Origin of the sequence: Arthrobacter sp. Soil736 (assembly GCF_001428005.1) — a bacterium.
GTDB lineage: Bacteria > Actinomycetota > Actinomycetes > Actinomycetales > Micrococcaceae > Arthrobacter.
This window is the reverse complement of sequence record NZ_LMSB01000066.1, coordinates 36,793-53,181: the sequence shown is the minus strand read 5'-3', so window position 1 is coordinate 53,181 and position 16,389 is coordinate 36,793. Positions and strand designations below refer to the sequence as shown.

Sequence of the window (16,389 nt, the reverse complement as noted above, 5' to 3'; positions counted from 1 at the left end):
GGGGGCCCAGAAACGCTTAGCGCTTTCTTCATCACCATCGTTGTGGCTGTCGCACGTGTGGCAGTCCTATGCCCGGAGGGTTTTTTGATAAAGAAGAACATAGCCATAGCCATTAGCATCGGTGCTCTGTCGCTGACCGGATGCAGCATCGCTCCCACCTCCCAAAAAGCCGCAGCCCCGGCCCCCGCGGAGGCGGCCGCCTCCGTCGCCGCGTCAGCCCAGTCGTCGGCAACAGCTACCGCCGCCAGCAAGGCCGCTGAGGCGAAGGCCGTGGCCGCAAAGGCCAAGGCCGCAGCACAGAAGGCAGCCGCGCAGAAGGCAGCGGCAGCTCAGAAAGCCGCCGCAGCGGCAGCCGCACCAGTTGCTGACGCCAAGCCAGTGGCCGCAGTTGCGCCCGCGACCGCCCCGGCCGCAGTCACTACCCAGGCCGTTGCCCCGGCAAAGGTCGCGCCAGCCCCTGCCCCCGTGGCACCCGCCCCCACTGGCAGCGGTACGCAGGCAGCCGCCGCGCTCGGCTGGGGACCCGTCGTCGCCGGCGACGAATTCTCCAACACCGGCGCGCCGGACCGCACAAAGTGGGGCGTCTACGACGGCTCCGGCCATGCGGGCAAGGGCGTCCGCAGTCCCCAGGCCTGGTCGGTTGCCAACGGTGTCGCCACGGTCAGCGGCGACTCCGCCGGCACCACCGGCGGCATGTCGGCTAAGTTTGCGAATCAAAAGTACGGCAAGTGGGAAACGCGCATGAAGACCAATGCACGGGACCCGCAGTACCACCCCGTCCTGATTCTGTGGCCCGACAACGAAGACTCCAAGTGCGCCGAGATTGACTACGCCGAGGGCACCTCGGACACCGCGCAGATGAAGTTCTTCCTGCACTACGCCTGTGGCGGCGGAGATTTCCAGACCACGGCAGCCAAGCCCGTTGATACCACCCAGTGGCACAACTACGCCGTGGAATGGACCCCTGCCGGAATCACCGGATACATCGACGGAGTCAAGACCTTCACCGATACGAACCCGGCACACCAGCCGTCCGGCAGCATGCACCAGACGCTGCAGCTCGACTGGTTCCCGACCGGCTCCCAGACCGCACCCTCGCAGATGCAGGTCGATTGGGTGCGCGTCTACAAGTAACAGCGCGTCAGCTAACCGCATAGGCGGTTGTGAAACCGGCTGGCCCAGCGGGAACCGCGCGAGCACTCCGCGAGTGGGCCCCGCCGGCTAATCACGGCCCGGCCCGGCGTCCAACACGCACGACGACGAACTCAACGCCCGTACTGACCGCTGGCTTTCGCTGAACGTTGGTCGCCTACCGACGGACGCATCACTATGACCACCGCAGGGTGGCCGCAACACGCGGCCACCCTGCGGTGCTCGTGGTTAAGAGGGGCGTTGGGCTCTACTCGCGAAGCTGGGCGGCCTGCAGCTGGGTGTCCGAAGCTGGCTGCTTGCCAGGAATGTGGGCACACGTCGCCGGAACCGTTTCGAACGCGGTCGACCTCCTCCCAGGCGACCACATCCAGGCGTCCGGATGGCTCCCGTACTAGGCATCCGACGCCGGGCACGGGTCGGTCTCCGACAAGGATGGCCGCCCGCAGAGGGCTCCGGGCAAGAGCAGATTCCCCTGCTCCATGGTTGAGCGCCATGGTCGAACTCCCCGGGCGGGTGAGAGACTCAGGTTCATGCGTGAACTTGTCGTCCTCGGCACCGCCTCCCAGGTCCCGACGCGCACGAGGAACCACAACGGGTACCTGCTGCGCTGGGATGGCGAGGGCTTCCTCTTCGACCCGGGGGAAGGCACACAGCGGCAGATGATTCACGCCGGCGTATCCGCCAGCCAGGTCACCCGTATCTGCCTCACGCACATCCACGGTGACCACTGTTTCGGACTGCCCGGGGTGCTGTCGCGGATGGTGCTCGACGGCGTGACCCACCCGGTCTACCTGCACTATCCGGCCTCGGGCGAGGACGTGGTGCAGGCACTCGTGTCCGTCGCCTCGCCGGGCCTTGATTTGCGGATGCTCCCGCACGCGGGCCCCGGGGAGATCGCGCCGGGGCTGGACGTGCGGCCGCTCCGGCACCGCGTCGAAACCTACGGCTACCGACTCGTGGAGCCCGACGGCCGCACCCTGCTGCCGGCCCGTCTGGCGGCGGCCGGCATCAGGGGTCCGGACGTTGGCCGGCTGCAACGCGAGGGAAGCCTGCGTGGCGTGCGCCTGGAGGACGTGAGCGCACCCCGGGCCGGGCAGGGCTTCGCCTTCGTCATGGACACGGCGCCGTGCGCGGGTGCCGAGGAACTCGCCGAAGGCGTCGACATGCTGGTGGCCGAGTCGACGTTCAGCGACGACGACGCCGATCTCGCCACGCAGTACGCTCACCTGACCGCCGGGCAGGCTGGTGCCCTGGCGGCCAGCGGCGGCGTCGGCACTCTCGTCCTCACCCACTTCTCCTCTCGCTACGCGGACATCGGGGTGCTCGCCGAGCAGGCGAGGGCCCGCGCAGGTGGCGCCGTCGTCGTCGCAGCGAACGACCTGGACTGGATCGCGCTTCCCAAACGCGAGCGGGCCTCCTCGTAAGGTTTGGCATTGGGCCCCATCCGGAAGCGGCCGCTGAATACCCTCATCCGTTCTTTGTCGGGGCCCAGGTCTACCGCCGGCGTAAGACCCTGGCCGGCGACTCTCCCGAACAAGGTTCACCCCAAAGGCGGAGGAAGGCTCAGCCACTCCCTAGCCGCTCATCGTAAGGGGGCGGAACGGTAGAGGGCAGCGAGGGTCAACACTGTTGGCGCGCGGCGGGACCAAGTCGGCCTTGGCCAAGGCTGCTTATGCGAAGAGGCTATAGAGGGCAAAGCCCGCTCCGTCAATATGCGAACCTCAGACGTACTTACGGAACCACGCCAGTGTGTCGTTCCAAGCGGCGGTGGCCTGCGCCTCGTTGTAGCGCTCTCCGGTGTCATTGTGGAACGCGTGGTCGACGCCGGGATAGACCTTGAGCTCGTGGCGGACGTCGGTGGCGTCCAAGGCGGCCCGGAGTTCCGGCATTGGACCGGTGATCCTGTCGTCGAGTTCGGCGTAGACGCCAAAAACCGCCGGCTTGATGGTGGTGACCTTGTCCAGATCGGGAGCGGGCCCGTAAAACGCCGAGGTTGCCTTCAGCCCGGTCAGCTCCGTCGCCGCCTGCCAGGTGATGCCGCCGCCGAAGCAGTAGCCGGTCATGGCGATCCGGCCAGCATCGACGTGGTCCTGTGAGTTCAAGTAGTCGAAGGCGGCCTTGAAGTCGGAGACATGGCGTTGCGCGCCGGCTTGGGTCAGCGCACCCGGTACGGCGTCCCGGTCGAGACTGGCGGTGCCGCCTTCCCTGCTGAGCAGATCCAGCGCGAGGGCCGCGTAGCCTTCCTTGGCGAAGCGGCGCGCCACGTCCTGGATATGCGGAGTCAGCCCCCGGTTCTCGTGGCAGACCAACACGGCGGGTCCGGGCTTGTCCCCTTCGGGCCGGGCGAGATAACCGCTGATGTCGGTTCCGCCGGCAGGAAACTTCACGGTCGCCGTCAACAGGCCTGCCGCACCCTCCGGCACGGAAAGCGGACTCTTGGCCCCCGGAACGGCGCCCGCAGATGCAGTGCCGGTACCCGGAGAAGGCGTGGGTGTCGGCATGGGGTCGGTGGCGCGCGGAACTTCATTCGGCGTGCAGCCGACCAGCGTCATCGCGGCCGCTGCTGCGGCCATGCTGCCCGTGATGAACGCCACCCGGCGCGTGAACGTGCGCTGGCTCATGGCCCCCGCACGGTAGTCGTCAAAGAATTCCTCGATCAGGTATTTCTCAAACTTGCCAAGCTGGGTCATGGCGGGCCTCCTGGACTTTTGCCGCATATCCTCCTCCGAAGTCCGTCGTCGGACAAGACTCTCGGTGATTTCAGTGATTTCACTCCCGCGGCGGTCATTTGCCGGGCGACAGCGGCGGTCCCCCGTCGTCGTTGCCGACGTTCTGCATGCCGACCGGTCCGGCTGGCCCCTTGTTGGTCATCCTGTTGATCAACCAGGTGATGAACCACAGCACGACGCCGATCGCCATCAGCCCACCAGCGACTTGGTACTGGATGGCGTCCCGCCCCACCCACGGACCGGCGAGGAAGGCGCACAGCAGCGCCGCGACGATCGGCAGTGGCCCCGGAGAGGTGAAGAACACCTTGCGGTTGCGGTCCCTCTTGCCGCGGAGGACGACGCAAGCCACGTTCACCACAGTGAAAACGCACAACAGCAGGAACGCCGTCGTGCCGGAAAGGTTCGCGACAACGTTGCTCTCCTGGTCGCTCGTGACGTACCAGATGAGCCCCAGCGCGAGGACGGTCGAGAACGCTATGCCGGCGGATGTCGAGGCGCTCGTGATGCCCGAGCAGACGACGGCGAACGCGACCAGGAAGGTCACGAAATGGATCCCGAACGCCTTATGGGTATGAAGCGCCGCACCCGCTGCCTGGGGGTACTGCGTAACCAGCTCCAGGTATGAGAATGCGGTCAGCGTCGCGACGATGAAGGCAAGCAGGAAGGGCAGCCAGACGATGCCACCGACCGTGCCGGCCATCGTTCCCGTGACAGCGTAGATGCCGGCGCCGAGGATGTCACCGACGATGAAAAGGAGACCGACGATGAAGAGGAGAAGGAGTTTGGGTCCGAGGACCCGCTTGAGCTCAGGTACGTCGCCCTCGGGCGTTGCGTCGACAGGCTCAACCACCAGACAGAGGTGGACTGTGAGATGTTGACCAAGCACACTGTGATCAGCACAGGCGGGGGCAGACGCAGAGTGAGGAAAACGCTGTGACCGGAGGGACGAGGCTGAGCGGGCCGCACTGGCGGCGAGTGGTGGCAGCCCTTGCCAACAACGACGCGCGGACCGCCTACGCGCAAATAGTGCTCGGCGCCAAGATCCCCGACGTGGTTGCTGATCTGAATGACCAACGGCGAAACCGGGCCATCGCCGCCCTGCTTGAGTCTGGGCTCGTCGAACGGAATGCTGCCAACGAGCTGGAGGCGTCTGAGGCGATCTTCCGCAACCTTCTCACGCAACAGCCCCGGCGACTGGCGCAGACCGGATTGGCCCGCTTCATGCGCCTGGGCAGGATCGAAAGGTATCCAGCCAACATGGCGGAACGGCGGGAGCTCTTGGCCTGGATTGTCAGCGAAGCCATCGAGCCGGGCGAACACCTAACGGAAAAGCAGGTCAATGAACGGCTCCTCAGTTATACCGATGATGTCGTGATGCTGCGCCGCTACATGATCGACTTCGGACTATTGGAACGGACGCCGTCGGGCTCCTCCTACTCCCGGCAGGATGAAACATAGCCGTCCACTTGGAAGACTTCCAACTCGGCGGTTCGTTTCTTCCAGATAGGGAGCGATTCTTCCAACGACTAGGTCATCGACTGTGAGATTCCGATCAATCTGTGTGGTTGAGTTAGGGACATGGCCTCACGGATCGAGGAATACGCTTTTATATCGGACCTTCGCACCGGCGCCCTGATCTCACGAGAAGGCAGCATCGACTGGCTCTGTCTGCCAAGGTTCGACTCTGAATCGGTTTTCGGAGCCTTGGTTGGAACCAAGGATCACGGTCGATGGCTCCTCGAACCACCTCACGGCGACCAACTGACCTCCGGACCCGCTGTGGTAGATCGCCGGTACAGGCCCTCCACTTTCATTTTGGAGACGCGTTGGCGAACCGAAAGCGGGGAAGTCCTCGTCACCGAATTCATGCCGATCGGTGGAAGCGGCAATTTCCTGATACGCAGGGTACAAGGCTTACATGGGCAAGTCCTGATGCGCCAAGAACTGGAGTTGCGGTTCGGGTACGGAAAAATCGTCCCCTGGGTTCGCCGGATTCACGACGATGACGGAGAGGCGCTGCTCGCCGTCGCCGGGCCGCAAGCTGTGATGCTACGAGCGGACGCTCTCCCCCAAGCTGGGCCTGATTATTCGCACGTGGGTGAGTTCATGGTGGAAGCCGGTCAGACTATCGACCTGCAACTGCACGCATTTTCATCCCACAACGTGCCGCCGGCGGCAATCGACGTCGACGTGGCTTTGCAGGCGACGAGCACCTACTGGACAAGTTGGTCGAGCAATTACATTCCTCAAGGAATCTACGACAAGGAGGTAGAACGCTCGCTGCTCGTCCTGCGGGCACTGACTCATGAGAAGACCGGCGGAATTGTTGCCGCCCCCACCACCTCGCTGCCGGAGCAGTTCGGCGGCGAACGTAACTGGGATTACCGCTATTGCTGGCTGCGTGACGCCGCCCTGACGCTGGAAGCCATGATGACGCATGGGTTCCAACAGGAGGCGCTCTACTGGAGGAACTGGCTTCTTCGGGCTGTTGCCGGTGACCCCCACGATCTGCAAATCATGTATGGAATGGCCGGTGAGCGTGAACTGAATGAGCGGATTCTGAGTCATTTGCCGGGTTACGAAGGTTCCGTCCCCGTGCGTGTAGGCAATGGCGCCGTCAGCCAGTACCAAGGCGACGTTGTGGGTGAAGTGATGGTTGCGCTGGCGAAGCTGCGCAACCGGGGCGTGCATGAGGACCATTTCTCCTGGCCGCTGCAACGGAACATGCTTCACTTCGTTGAAGACAATCTCCAACGCAAGGATCACGGCATCTGGGAGATGCGAGGCGAAAAACGTGACTTCACTCATTCCCGCGTCATGATGTGGGCTGCCATGAACTGCGGAGTGCGGGCTGTAGAGGAACACGGACTTGAGGGCCCGGCCCAGCGGTGGGCGGAGATTAGGGACGGGCTCCGGGCAGAGATCCTGGCGCTAGGTTTCAACAGGGAAATCAACTCCTTTACCCAAACATATGGAAGCACCGAGGTGGACGCATCCCTGCTGGTTCTGCCGCAGGTCGGCTTTCTGGCCTACGACGACGAGCGAATTCTAGGAACGGTGTCCCGCCTGGAACACGATCTTCTCGACAGGACCGGCCTGTTGCTGCGCTACCGGACGGACGCCTGTCTGGACGGTCTTGACCCCGGGGAACATCCCTTTCTCGCATGCTCGTTTTGGCTCGTGGAGCAGTACGCCCGGACGGACCGGGTTCCCGAAGCAAAGATGCTTATGGACAGGCTCATTGGCTTCGGAAATGACCTGGGGCTGCTGAGCGAGGAATACGACACGACCGGCAACCGCATGGCAGGAAATTATCCGCAGGCATTTTCCCACTTGGCCTTGATCAGGGCCGCCGACGCCCTTCACCGAGCGACTCGCATGGCCGGCACCGCCACAGGCTAAAACCAGACAGGCCGCCAGCTCCCGATCCCAGGAATGCGTGCTGGCACGGATGCTGACCGCGTACTCCCGAACGCACAATGGATCTATCGAATCGCGCGGATCAACCGACAGGATCCGTGACCGTCCTCGCAGGAATCCGAAGGAGCACGCCAATGTTGTCCACACCTGAATCGGCGAACACGATCCGCCGGGCAGATTGCTCGGGTGCAGACGACCCCGCTCATCTGCTGGATCGTCGCTGGACCAGAAGACAACTACAGGCCGCGGCAGAAATGGACAGGAAGGTCCAAAGGCATCCGCAGCACATGATTGCGCGTATGGCTCTGGCCAATCAGGGGAATGCATTGAGCCTCGAACGCATCAGGGCCAGCGTAGCGCGGTCGCTGGGAGGGACGGCGGGCACGTACTACATCGTCGCCGCCCTGCATCTCGCCCACTTGGCCCTCACGTTCCCAGAAACCCTGTCCGCCACCCAGCGGGCACTCCTGACAGCCCCGCTGGAGGCAGCCGAAATGGCCACCGACGTCGCGTCAGCCGAGGCGGACATAGCCGCCTAACTATGCGCCCTCCTGGCAGGATCCGCGGTCCCGGCCGACTATTCAGTACTCCGGCCCTGTCCGACGCCTCGAAGGTACGTGAGTACGGCGAGCACACGCCTGTGGTCCTCGGGCTCAGGCCTCAACTCGAGCTTAAGGAATATGCTCCGAATATGGGCCTCTACGGTTCGCTCCCCTAAGAACAGTGACTTCCCTATTGCTTGGTTTGTGCGCCCTTCGGCCATGAGCTCAAGGACGCTCTTCTCCCGGCTCGTAAGGTCATCGCCTCGATCGTGACCTTTATGTGGACGGGTCACCAGTCGTGTAACAAGCTCCGGATCGATGGCCGTTCCCCCCGCAGCAACGCGATGCAGGGCGTCAATGAATTCGTCAACATCGGACACCCGCTCTTTAAGCAGGTAGCCCAAGCCTTTGGCCCCGTTCTTCAATAGGGACATCGCGTTTTCCGTTTCAACGTACTGGGACAGCAGGAGTACGCCTGTCTCGGGGTGTCTGCTTTTTATGGTTTCGGCGGCCTGGATGCCTTCAATGGTGTAGCTGGGGGGCATCCGGATGTCCACGACGGCTACGTCCGCCCCATGTTTGTCAATCACTTCCAGCAGCTGCGGGCCATCAGCAGCCTCACCTACGACTTCCAGCCCTTCGGACTGCAACAGGGCGGACAACCCCCGGCGGAGTAATGCCGAGTCTTCAGCGATGGCAACACGCAGCGTCATGGCAGGTCGCGTTCCGGGTCCGTGGAGAAGGGAAGAACGGCACGTATCGTCGTCCCTATGCCTGCAGGACTGTCGATGGACAATGAGCCGCCCAGTGCCGCTGCGCGGTCAGCGATCCCCAGCAGCCCGCCGTCGGGTCCCGGCCGGGCACCGCCAATTCCGTTGTCCACGATTTCCATTCGCAACTCCTTTTCGTTTCCGTCGATGCAGATTCGTACCCAGGCCGCTTTGGCATACTTCGTAGCGTTGGTGACGGCTTCTGCGCAGATGAAATAGGCAGCCAGCTCCACGTGGGCCGGGGGCCCGTTGTCCATCCTGAGATCCAGCTCCAAAGGCAGCGATGACCGCTCCGCTAACGCGGTCAGGGAGCCCGCCAAACCCCTCTCCTGAAGCGAGGGAGGGTACACGCCCCTTGCCAATTCGCGTAACTCGTCAAGTGCATCCAAGAGCTCGGCCCTTGCCTGCCCGACCAGGCTTTGTACCTCCTGGGAATCCGTCGTCCGCTGGGCCCGCGCCAGCTCCATCGACACGGCGACCAAGCGTTGCTGAGCTCCGTCGTGAAGATCCCGTTCAAGCTGACGACGCCGGGAGTCCCCAGCCGTTACGATTCGCTCCCTGGAGCGACGGACCTCAATGAGTTGGTCCCGGAGCTGTTGTTCCATCTGCTGGTTTTCCAACGCCAGGGACGTTGCGCTGCGCACCGCGGCGAGCAACTGCGGCTGGTCCTGGAGTGCTTCGTCAAAAACCAGGGCCCCTACTGGTGTTCCGCGGCGTTCCAAGACCATGGAGGCGCGTCCGGTCGAACCATCCGGCAACGCCTGGGGAACTCCCTTGCTGTCAACAAAAGACGCCTGATCGGGGAACCAGCGCAGCAAAGTGAGGGTGGGGTCATGGACTGATCGCCGAAGCGCGCCGATGAGCCTGTCGCTAACCGGGGCTGAGCCCACTTCCACCATGAGATCACCCAAGGTGCCACGCGCGAACCGGTAGCGCCACAGACCAAACAATACTGCCAGCGGCACTATTGCGGTCGCCGGGTATTGCCAGAGCAGCGCTTCCGAGGACAGAGATCCAGACAGTTGGATCACCGCGAGTGACACCCATACGGTGGCCGCTGTTTTTACGATTACGGCAAGCCATAGTGGCAGGAATGCCGACCGGTAGGCCTTTGTCCCTGCGCGCCAACGGGCGATCAGGACCGCAACGATCGCGACTCCCACCGAGATCTGAAATATGCGGATTGCGTTCCCGAGAGCGGTCACGAGAGACGGGCTGTCCGAGAGAAGCCACAGATTCCGGGACGTTGACTCCCCTGCCGCGACATGTAGGCGTGGATCGAAGAAGGCCCAGCCTGCTATGGGAGCAAACAGCCAAGAAGCGTAGAAGAACGCGACGGCAGCTTTTTCAGCTCGACTGCGCAGCGTCCCTGACGGAAAGCCCAGCGCCAACTGCAGCAAAGGAGGCTGATACATCAGCGTAAGGGCCACGCCGAGTGTAAACGCCAGCGGGTCGCTAGAACGGCGAATCCCGGACGCCAACCAGAGCCAACCCGCCACGACCAACAGCAGCCCCGGATTCCGCGACGGTCGGCTCCGCCAAGCCGTCACACCAGCCAGAACGAATGCTAAGCCCACGCCCAAGAACAGTGTCAGTTCAAAGACTGTAAACGGAATCCGATTCGGATTCTCCCCCCACCGGAGTACCCCTTGGGCATTCAAAGCCAAAGTTCGGGCAGGGTCCTGTAGAGCTGTGGGGGACCAATCGACGCAGACCAAGATTAGGACTATGAAGCCCGTCGTCACACCGATTACAGAAGTGAGTTGTCGCGGAGTCATTTGCACTTCCGTCCCAGGGCAATTCTGCGGCTGGGATGTCCCTGTCAGCTACATGTGTTACAGCCTCAGCCACGGTCAGTAGCACGCCAGCCCGTGGGTCGAATTTGGGAACGCCCTCTGGCGGCCAGAGGGCGAAGGAGTCGTCATTCGCTGTACCCAAGCCCGGGCTAATGCCTCAACTTGACCACAGCATCCTTCATACTCGGAGTCGTGCCTCCGTTGTAGCACTGTGCACTGGCCAGGGCAATACACACGGATATTCGTGCTCCTTCGTCCTCTGACCACGCTCTGCCCAGTGGTGGTTTTGCTTCCGTCTGGTCTCAATCTCGGCTTGCGGGAGTAGTTTTCCGCCGGTTGCCTGGTGTGTCAGGAGGAACCGTAAGGTCGGGGCAGATCTTGATGTAGTCGATGCCCGGAGACACCCAATCACGCCACTGTTTGTGGCTGATGTTCTGGGAAAGTTTGGTGCATAACGTGTCGGACGGGGTCAGGGATACGGGCCACAGCCTCACTGTGCTGTCGTCGCTCCCGGAGGCGATTCGGCGGCCGTCAGGGCTGAACGCCACGCTGTACACCGGGCCCTCGTGTCCGGTCATCGGTCTAACGAGGGGCTGGCCCGTCTCAGCGTCCCACAGTCGAACTGTGCCGTCGTTACCCCCGGTGCTGATTCGGAGCCCGTCGGGGCTAAACGCCACGCTGTACACCGGGCCCTCGTGTCCGGTCATCGGTCTAACGAGGGGCTGGCCCGTTTCCGCGTCCCACCGCTCCACCGTGCCATCGGTACCGCCGGAGACGATCCGGCGCCCGTCGGGACTGAACGCCACACTCGTCACCGCATCCTTGTGGCCCGTCAAAGGCTCGCCGAGGGCCCGGCCCGTCTCCGCATCCCACCGTCTTGTCGTGCCATCGGTACCGCCGGAGACGATCCGGCGCCCGTCGGGACTGAACACCACACTCGTCACCGCATCCTTGTGGCCCGTCAAAGGCTCGCCGAGGGCCCGGCCCGTGTCCGCGTCCCACCGCCGCACCGTGCCGTCTGCGCTGCCGGAAAGGATCCGGTGGCCGTCGGGGCTGAACGCGACACTCGTCACCACATCCTCGTGTCCGGTCAAAGGCTCGCCGAGGGCCCGGCCCGTCTCCGCGTCCCACCGCCGCACCGTGCCGTCTGCGCTGCCGGAAAGGATCCGGCGGCCGTCGGGGCTGAACGCAACACTCGTCACCGCATCCTTGTGTCCGGTCATCGGTTTGCCGAGCGCCCGGCCCGTCTCCGGGTCCCACACCCGAAGCGTGCCGTCGTTACCGCCCGAAAGGATCCGGTGGCCGTCGGGGCTGAACGCGACACTCGTCACCGCATCTTTGTGTCCGGTCATCGGTTTGCCGAGGGCCCGGCCCGAGTCCGGGTCCCACAGCCGCAATGTGGCGTCGTTACCGCCTGACGCAATCCGGCGCCCGTCCGGGCTGAACGCGACACTCGTCACCGCACCACGCTTGTTTCCGGTCATCGGCTCGCCGAGAGCCCGGCCCGTCTCCGGGTCCCACACCCGAACCGTGCCGTCGCCACCGCCGGAAACAGTTCGGCGCCCGTCGGGGCTGAAGGCGACACTCGTCACCGCACCCTTGTGTCCGGTCATCGGTTTGCCGAGGGCCCGCCCCGTTTCCAGGTCCCACAACCTCAATGTGGCGTCGCTACCGCCGGAAAGGATCCGGTGGCCGTCGGGGCTGAACGCGACACTCGTCACCGCACCCTTGTGTCCGGTCATCGGYTYGCCGAGGGCCCGCCCCGTCTTCGGGTCCCACAACCTCAATGTGGCGTCGCTACCGCCGGAAAGGATCCGGCTGCCGTCCGGGCTGAACGCGACACTYKTCACCGCATCCTTGTGTCCGGTCATCGGCTCGCCGAGAGCCTGCCCCGTCTGCGGGTCCCACAACCTCAATGTGCCGTCGTCGCCGCCGGAAACAATCCGGCGCCCGTCGGGGCTGAACGCGACACTCGTCACCGCATCCTTGTGTCCGGTCATCGGCTCGCCGAGAGCCTGGCCATTCTCAGCATCCCACAGCTGCAGCGTACCGTCTGGTCCGCCGGTGAGGATCCGGTTGCCGTCCGGGCTAAACGCTATGCTGCTAATTTTGGTCGCCGTTTCTATAATTTTTTGCAGGTCGCGCTTCATATTGACAGCGCTTAGTAGTGCGCTTTCGCCTCCTGCGGTCGAGGCAATCGCTTGTGCGGCGAGGATGCGCTTTAGACCGTTTACATCGCCGCCGTTGCGGGTCCCTTCGAGCATGGACAGGCCTTCCGATACAAGACGAAGAGCTGTGGCTTCGCGGTCGCGCGCGGTGGCCTCGCGCTCTGCAAGGGAGGCCCACAGGAAGCCAGCCGCTGCAATTATGGTGACAACAACCGCTGATGCTAGGACGATCTTGAGTACGCGAGAGCGTTTCCGTAAATCCGCTGCGTGCGTTTCGGCCACTTCCTGCTTGTCGCGGGCAGCCTGCAATTCGGCATCCTGCCGTCTCTTCTCAGCTGCAAGCCGTTCCTCTTCCCGGCTTCGGGAGGCGCGGAGGAACTCGCGGGCAGGGTCCAGCCGATCCCGGAATCCGGGTTTTCCGAACAGTGTCTCTGCACCACTCAGCCTTTCTCCTTCGAATAGCCATGCCTCATTGCGGCCGCTGCGTTCCCAAGCGGCTGCGGCGCGTTCCAGGTTGTCGGCCTCCTTGAGGTCCTCCTGCTCAGCGGCCAGCCACCCGGCCAGATCCTGCCACTGGCGTAGCAGGCTCTCCAGAGCTACTTCGATCACGGTCTCGCCGCCGCGCTCGTCCCCGACCAACAAACGCCGGCCCACCATGGCATCTATGAGTGGCCGGGCGTCGGCCGGTAGGTCGGACAGGCGAGCGATCCGGCGGACCGGCTGGTCATTGTCTGGGTTGATGGTCGCCAGCCAAGGAATGAACGCAGATTTCAGCAGCTCCAGCTGCCTCCGCCGCACTGCCAGGTCCGGGGACAGCAGGGTGTCGATCTCGTGTTGCACCACCTGCTGCATTCCACCCATCGCATGGTATTCGGCCAGACGGAGGTCCCCGTCGCCGCCGTAGTCCTGGTACAGGCGTGCCAGGGTCAGTGAGAGCAACGGCAGGGTGTCCGCGCCCTGAACGCTTTCTTCCAGCAGCCGATCCACCAGAACAGGCTCGATTTCCAGTGGTCTCCCGGCCCCGGTGGCACGGGCTGCGGGGCCAAGGATGACCTCCCTAAACCGGACGACCGGCATCGGTTTGAGCTCGTCGAAGACGACACTCTTCAGTCCGGCCAGCTCAGGTGCGGTCTGCAATGGTTCGTAGAAATCCGCACGTACCGTTGCGGCAACAATTAACGCCGGCACGGTCCCGTCTTCGTGGTCCAGCAGGCCGGCAAGCAGTTCCAGGAACCGGGGGGCTTGGGGGCCGGCATCGGCACTGAAGAGTTCCTCGGCCTGATCCAGCGGCAGGAGCAGGGTCGGTGGCGGTGTCCCGGCTGGCACCTCCAGCAGCCGTTCGGCGGCAGCTTGCCGGGCTTCGGCCAGCCACTCCCGCAGTTGTGCCGTGTCCACCCGACTGCAGGCATCCTTGACGGCCCCCAGCGTGGGGGTGGCCAGCCCCAGACGGGTGCGCTGGGCGTGGACCGCGCAGGCGAGGCCACGGTCCCCGGTGAGTGGGTTGCGCTCCGGGCGCACGGTGTCCAGCACCAGGAACTGCCGGTCTTCACGTCGCAGCCGCGGCACCAGCCCCGCCCGCAGGAAGGAGGACTTGCCGGCACCCGACGGACCCAGGATCACGAACATTGACTCGACACCGGAGCTGCGCATCGTGCGCAGTGCATCCAAGCCGCGCACGATCTGTCCGTCGCGGCCGAAGAATACCGCCGCGTCCGCCTCCTCGAACGGTTCCCAACCCCGATAAGGGGACCGGCCAGCATCGTGCGGCGGCGGCCAGGCGAAGTGCTCCGCCCCGATCCCCGTACGGCGCAGCCCCTGGTGCAGCCGCCGCAGGCCCTCCGTGAGAAAAACAACAGGGCTGGCTGTGCCGTCGATTGGAATTTCGGTGGTGGGGCCGTTGCCGAAGAGATCGCAGCGCTGCCATTCCCCGGTGACACCTTCCTGCTCCAGAGGCTCTAGCCGGGCACACAGGATCAGCTTTCCCAGATTCTCCGCGGTCCGGTACTCGGCCATGCATTCGCGGGAGTCCTCCCAGCTGGCGGAGAGCAGGCAGATCACCACCTCACACCGCTCATTGGCCCGAAGCAGGGCCTCCTTCCACCGCTCACCGGGCGCAATACCCGTCACTGGATCAAGATCCAGGAAAATCTCCTCGGCAAGACCCGGGTCCTGCTCCACCAGCCACCGCTTTAAGGCGACCGCCTGCCAAGTGTCCCGGCTGGAATGACTCAGGAAAACACGTGACATGCCTGCACCACAATCCACTGCTGTAAAGACGGACGGCTTCGCATCAGAAACGCCCCATGATCCCGCCGGCACCGCTGGAGAACTCCACGCTCACGAAGTTGGCGCCGGCCGCCCTGTGCTGCGTACACAATCAATAGTCCACCCCGCGTGTCGCGCACTTCAAGGGTCATGGATCCGTACGGTGGACGATCTCCGGATCCCAAAGCACGGTGCCAATGGAAGGACCCGGGGGCGGCTTCGGGGCGACAAGCGTGTACCGAACGCACCTTCTCGGATCAGCAGCCCGAGGCCTGACGACGGTTCCGCCCGATAGCCAAGCGCACGGGCCCTGACTAGCAAATCGTGTCCAGCTAGCATGGTGTTACGCAGCTCGACATGAGAAGAGGCGTCCAGATGCCTTATCGCATACTTACCCGGGACGAGCACTTCCGCTGTGATGGCAGGCCCAAGCGCATTCTTGCACTTGACGGCGGCGGGTTGCGCGGCGTGCTGAGCCTCGGAATTCTGGAAAAGATAGAGGACCTCCTGCGGGAACGCCACGGCAGCGGTGATGACTTTCGTCTTTGCCATTACTTTGACCTGATTGCAGGCACGTCCACCGGGGCCATCATCGCGGCGGCTCTCGCCCAGGGCTTGAGCGTCGGCGAACTCACCGACAAGTATTTCAGCCTCGGATGGCGGGTGTTTGAGAAAAGCCTGTTGCGCCAAGTTCTTCTGCGCGCCAGGTACAACGAACAGGCCCTGGTTGCGGAGTTGAAGGATGTCTTCGGTACGGACACCACTTTGGGCGGCCCCGAGCTGTTGACCGGATTACTGGTGGTCATCAAACGCCTGGACAGCGGCAGTCCGTGGCCGGTGAGCAACAACCCCCGCGGCAAGTATTTTGTTGCCGGGGCCAACGGCAGGATGGGTAACGGAGACTATCCTCTCTGGCAGGTTGTCCGGGCCTCCACCGCTGCGCCGTCCTTTTTCGAACCGGAAACCATCACCATTATGGGCGGTCGCAACCTGAGCCCTGTGACCGGTAGTTTCGTGGACGGTGGTGTCAGTCCATTCAACAATCCTGCCCTGCAGGCGCTCATGTACGCCTCTTTGGAGGGCTACCGCGTGGGCTGGGAGACCGGTGGGGAGAAGCTGATGCTGGTATCGGTCGGCACAGGCGCGGCGGATCCTGCCGTCAGCCAGGCAAAGCTGACCGCAAGCCACGCCCTGCGGGCACTGAAATCCGTGCTGCAGGACTGCGCCGTGCTGCAGGAGACGATGCTGCAGTGGATGTCCGCCAGCCCCACCGCGAGGATGATCGACAGAGAACTTGGGGAGCTGACCGGTGATCTCCTCAACGGTGCCCCACTCATGAGTTACCTGCGGTATAACGTGGACCTGCGTCCGGAGAGTGTCCACGCCCTGGACGAGACTCTTGCCGCACCGGAAGCCGTCACCGCGCTGAGCGCCATGGATGCCCCGGGAAATATGGAGGCACTCCACCGGCTGGGCAGGCTGGCCGCGACACGGGATGTGCGGGACACTGATTTTGGCACCGTATTTGACCTGCCGCGCGTCTGAAG

Annotated in this window: 11 protein-coding genes; 6 read left to right on the top strand and 5 right to left on the bottom strand. The window is 63.8% G+C overall.

Annotated features, from left to right (window positions below; genetic code table 11):
- Positions 1–84 precede the first annotated feature (84 nt).
- Complete coding sequence (locus ASG92_RS30170; RefSeq protein ID WP_240987297.1) at positions 85–1,134, top strand: glycoside hydrolase family 16 protein; 1,050 nt, start codon at positions 85–87, stop codon at positions 1,132–1,134.
- Positions 1,135–1,682: 548 nt separating this feature from the next.
- A complete protein-coding gene (locus ASG92_RS24855) occupies positions 1,683–2,576 on the top strand; it encodes a ribonuclease Z (RefSeq protein WP_056635001.1) in 894 nt (297 codons plus the stop codon).
- A 297-nt stretch (positions 2,577–2,873) separates the two neighbouring features.
- Here the strand turns inward: ASG92_RS24855 and ASG92_RS24850 are convergent, their stop codons facing one another.
- Both ASG92_RS24850 and ASG92_RS24845 read right to left on the bottom strand, forming a co-directional pair.
- On the bottom strand, positions 2,874–3,842 hold the full coding sequence (locus tag ASG92_RS24850) for a dienelactone hydrolase family protein (RefSeq protein ID WP_056634998.1): 969 nt from the start codon (positions 3,840–3,842) through the stop codon (positions 2,874–2,876).
- A 94-nt stretch (positions 3,843–3,936) separates the two neighbouring features.
- Positions 3,937–4,731 carry an APC family permease gene (locus ASG92_RS24845; RefSeq protein ID WP_056634993.1) on the bottom strand — a complete coding sequence of 265 codons (795 nt, stop codon included), beginning with the start codon at positions 4,729–4,731 and terminating at the stop codon, positions 3,937–3,939.
- 83 nt (positions 4,732–4,814) lie between these two features.
- Between ASG92_RS24845 and ASG92_RS24840 the strand changes: the two genes are divergently transcribed.
- The 3 genes from ASG92_RS24840 to ASG92_RS28775 all read left to right on the top strand — a co-directional run bounded on the left by ASG92_RS24840 (position 4,815) and on the right by ASG92_RS28775 (position 7,840).
- A complete protein-coding gene (locus tag ASG92_RS24840; protein WP_056634988.1) occupies positions 4,815–5,339 on the top strand; it encodes a DUF2087 domain-containing protein in 525 nt (174 codons plus the stop codon).
- A 120-nt stretch (positions 5,340–5,459) separates the two neighbouring features.
- Complete coding sequence (locus ASG92_RS24835; protein WP_056634985.1) at positions 5,460–7,283, top strand: glycoside hydrolase family 15 protein; 1,824 nt, start codon at positions 5,460–5,462, stop codon at positions 7,281–7,283.
- Positions 7,284–7,600: 317 nt separating this feature from the next.
- Positions 7,601–7,840: a hypothetical protein gene (locus ASG92_RS28775; RefSeq protein WP_157372479.1), complete on the top strand. Its 240-nt coding sequence runs from the start codon at positions 7,601–7,603 to the stop codon at positions 7,838–7,840.
- A 38-nt stretch (positions 7,841–7,878) separates the two neighbouring features.
- Here ASG92_RS28775 and ASG92_RS24825 read toward each other — a convergent pair whose 3' ends face one another.
- The 3 genes from ASG92_RS24825 to ASG92_RS24815 form a co-directional block, all read right to left on the bottom strand.
- Complete coding sequence (locus ASG92_RS24825) at positions 7,879–8,556, bottom strand: response regulator transcription factor (RefSeq protein ID WP_056634983.1); 678 nt, start codon at positions 8,554–8,556, stop codon at positions 7,879–7,881.
- Positions 8,553–10,043 carry a histidine kinase gene (locus ASG92_RS24820; protein ID WP_240987296.1) on the bottom strand — a complete coding sequence of 497 codons (1,491 nt, stop codon included), beginning with the start codon at positions 10,041–10,043 and terminating at the stop codon, positions 8,553–8,555. The genes ASG92_RS24825 and ASG92_RS24820 overlap by 4 nt, the downstream gene beginning before the upstream one ends.
- Positions 10,044–10,711: 668 nt before the next feature.
- The gene (locus ASG92_RS24815) at positions 10,712–14,824 is read right to left on the bottom strand and encodes a TIR domain-containing protein (RefSeq protein WP_056634975.1); all 4,113 of its coding nucleotides are present in this window, start codon (positions 14,822–14,824) and stop codon (positions 10,712–10,714) included.
- 393 nt (positions 14,825–15,217) lie between these two features.
- Here ASG92_RS24815 and ASG92_RS24810 point away from each other — a divergent pair, with 393 nt between their 5' ends.
- Entirely contained in the window at positions 15,218–16,387 is a 1,170-nt protein-coding gene (locus ASG92_RS24810) for a patatin-like phospholipase family protein (protein WP_056634965.1), read from the top strand.
- The last annotated feature ends 2 nt before the right edge of the window (positions 16,388–16,389 follow it).

Coding starts and splice junctions, on each gene's coding strand:
- ASG92_RS24855 (WP_056635001.1), top strand. CDS start 1,683: ATGCGTGAACTTGTCGTCCTCGGCACCGCCTCCCAGGTCCCGACGCGC.
- ASG92_RS24850 (WP_056634998.1), bottom strand. CDS start 3,842: ATGACCCAGCTTGGCAAGTTTGAGAAATACCTGATCGAGGAATTCTTT.
- ASG92_RS24825 (WP_056634983.1), bottom strand. CDS start 8,556: ATGACGCTGCGTGTTGCCATCGCTGAAGACTCGGCATTACTCCGCCGG.
- ASG92_RS28775 (WP_157372479.1), top strand. CDS start 7,601: ATGGCTCTGGCCAATCAGGGGAATGCATTGAGCCTCGAACGCATCAGG.
- ASG92_RS24810 (WP_056634965.1), top strand. CDS start 15,218: ATGCCTTATCGCATACTTACCCGGGACGAGCACTTCCGCTGTGATGGC.
- ASG92_RS24835 (WP_056634985.1), top strand. CDS start 5,460: ATGGCCTCACGGATCGAGGAATACGCTTTTATATCGGACCTTCGCACC.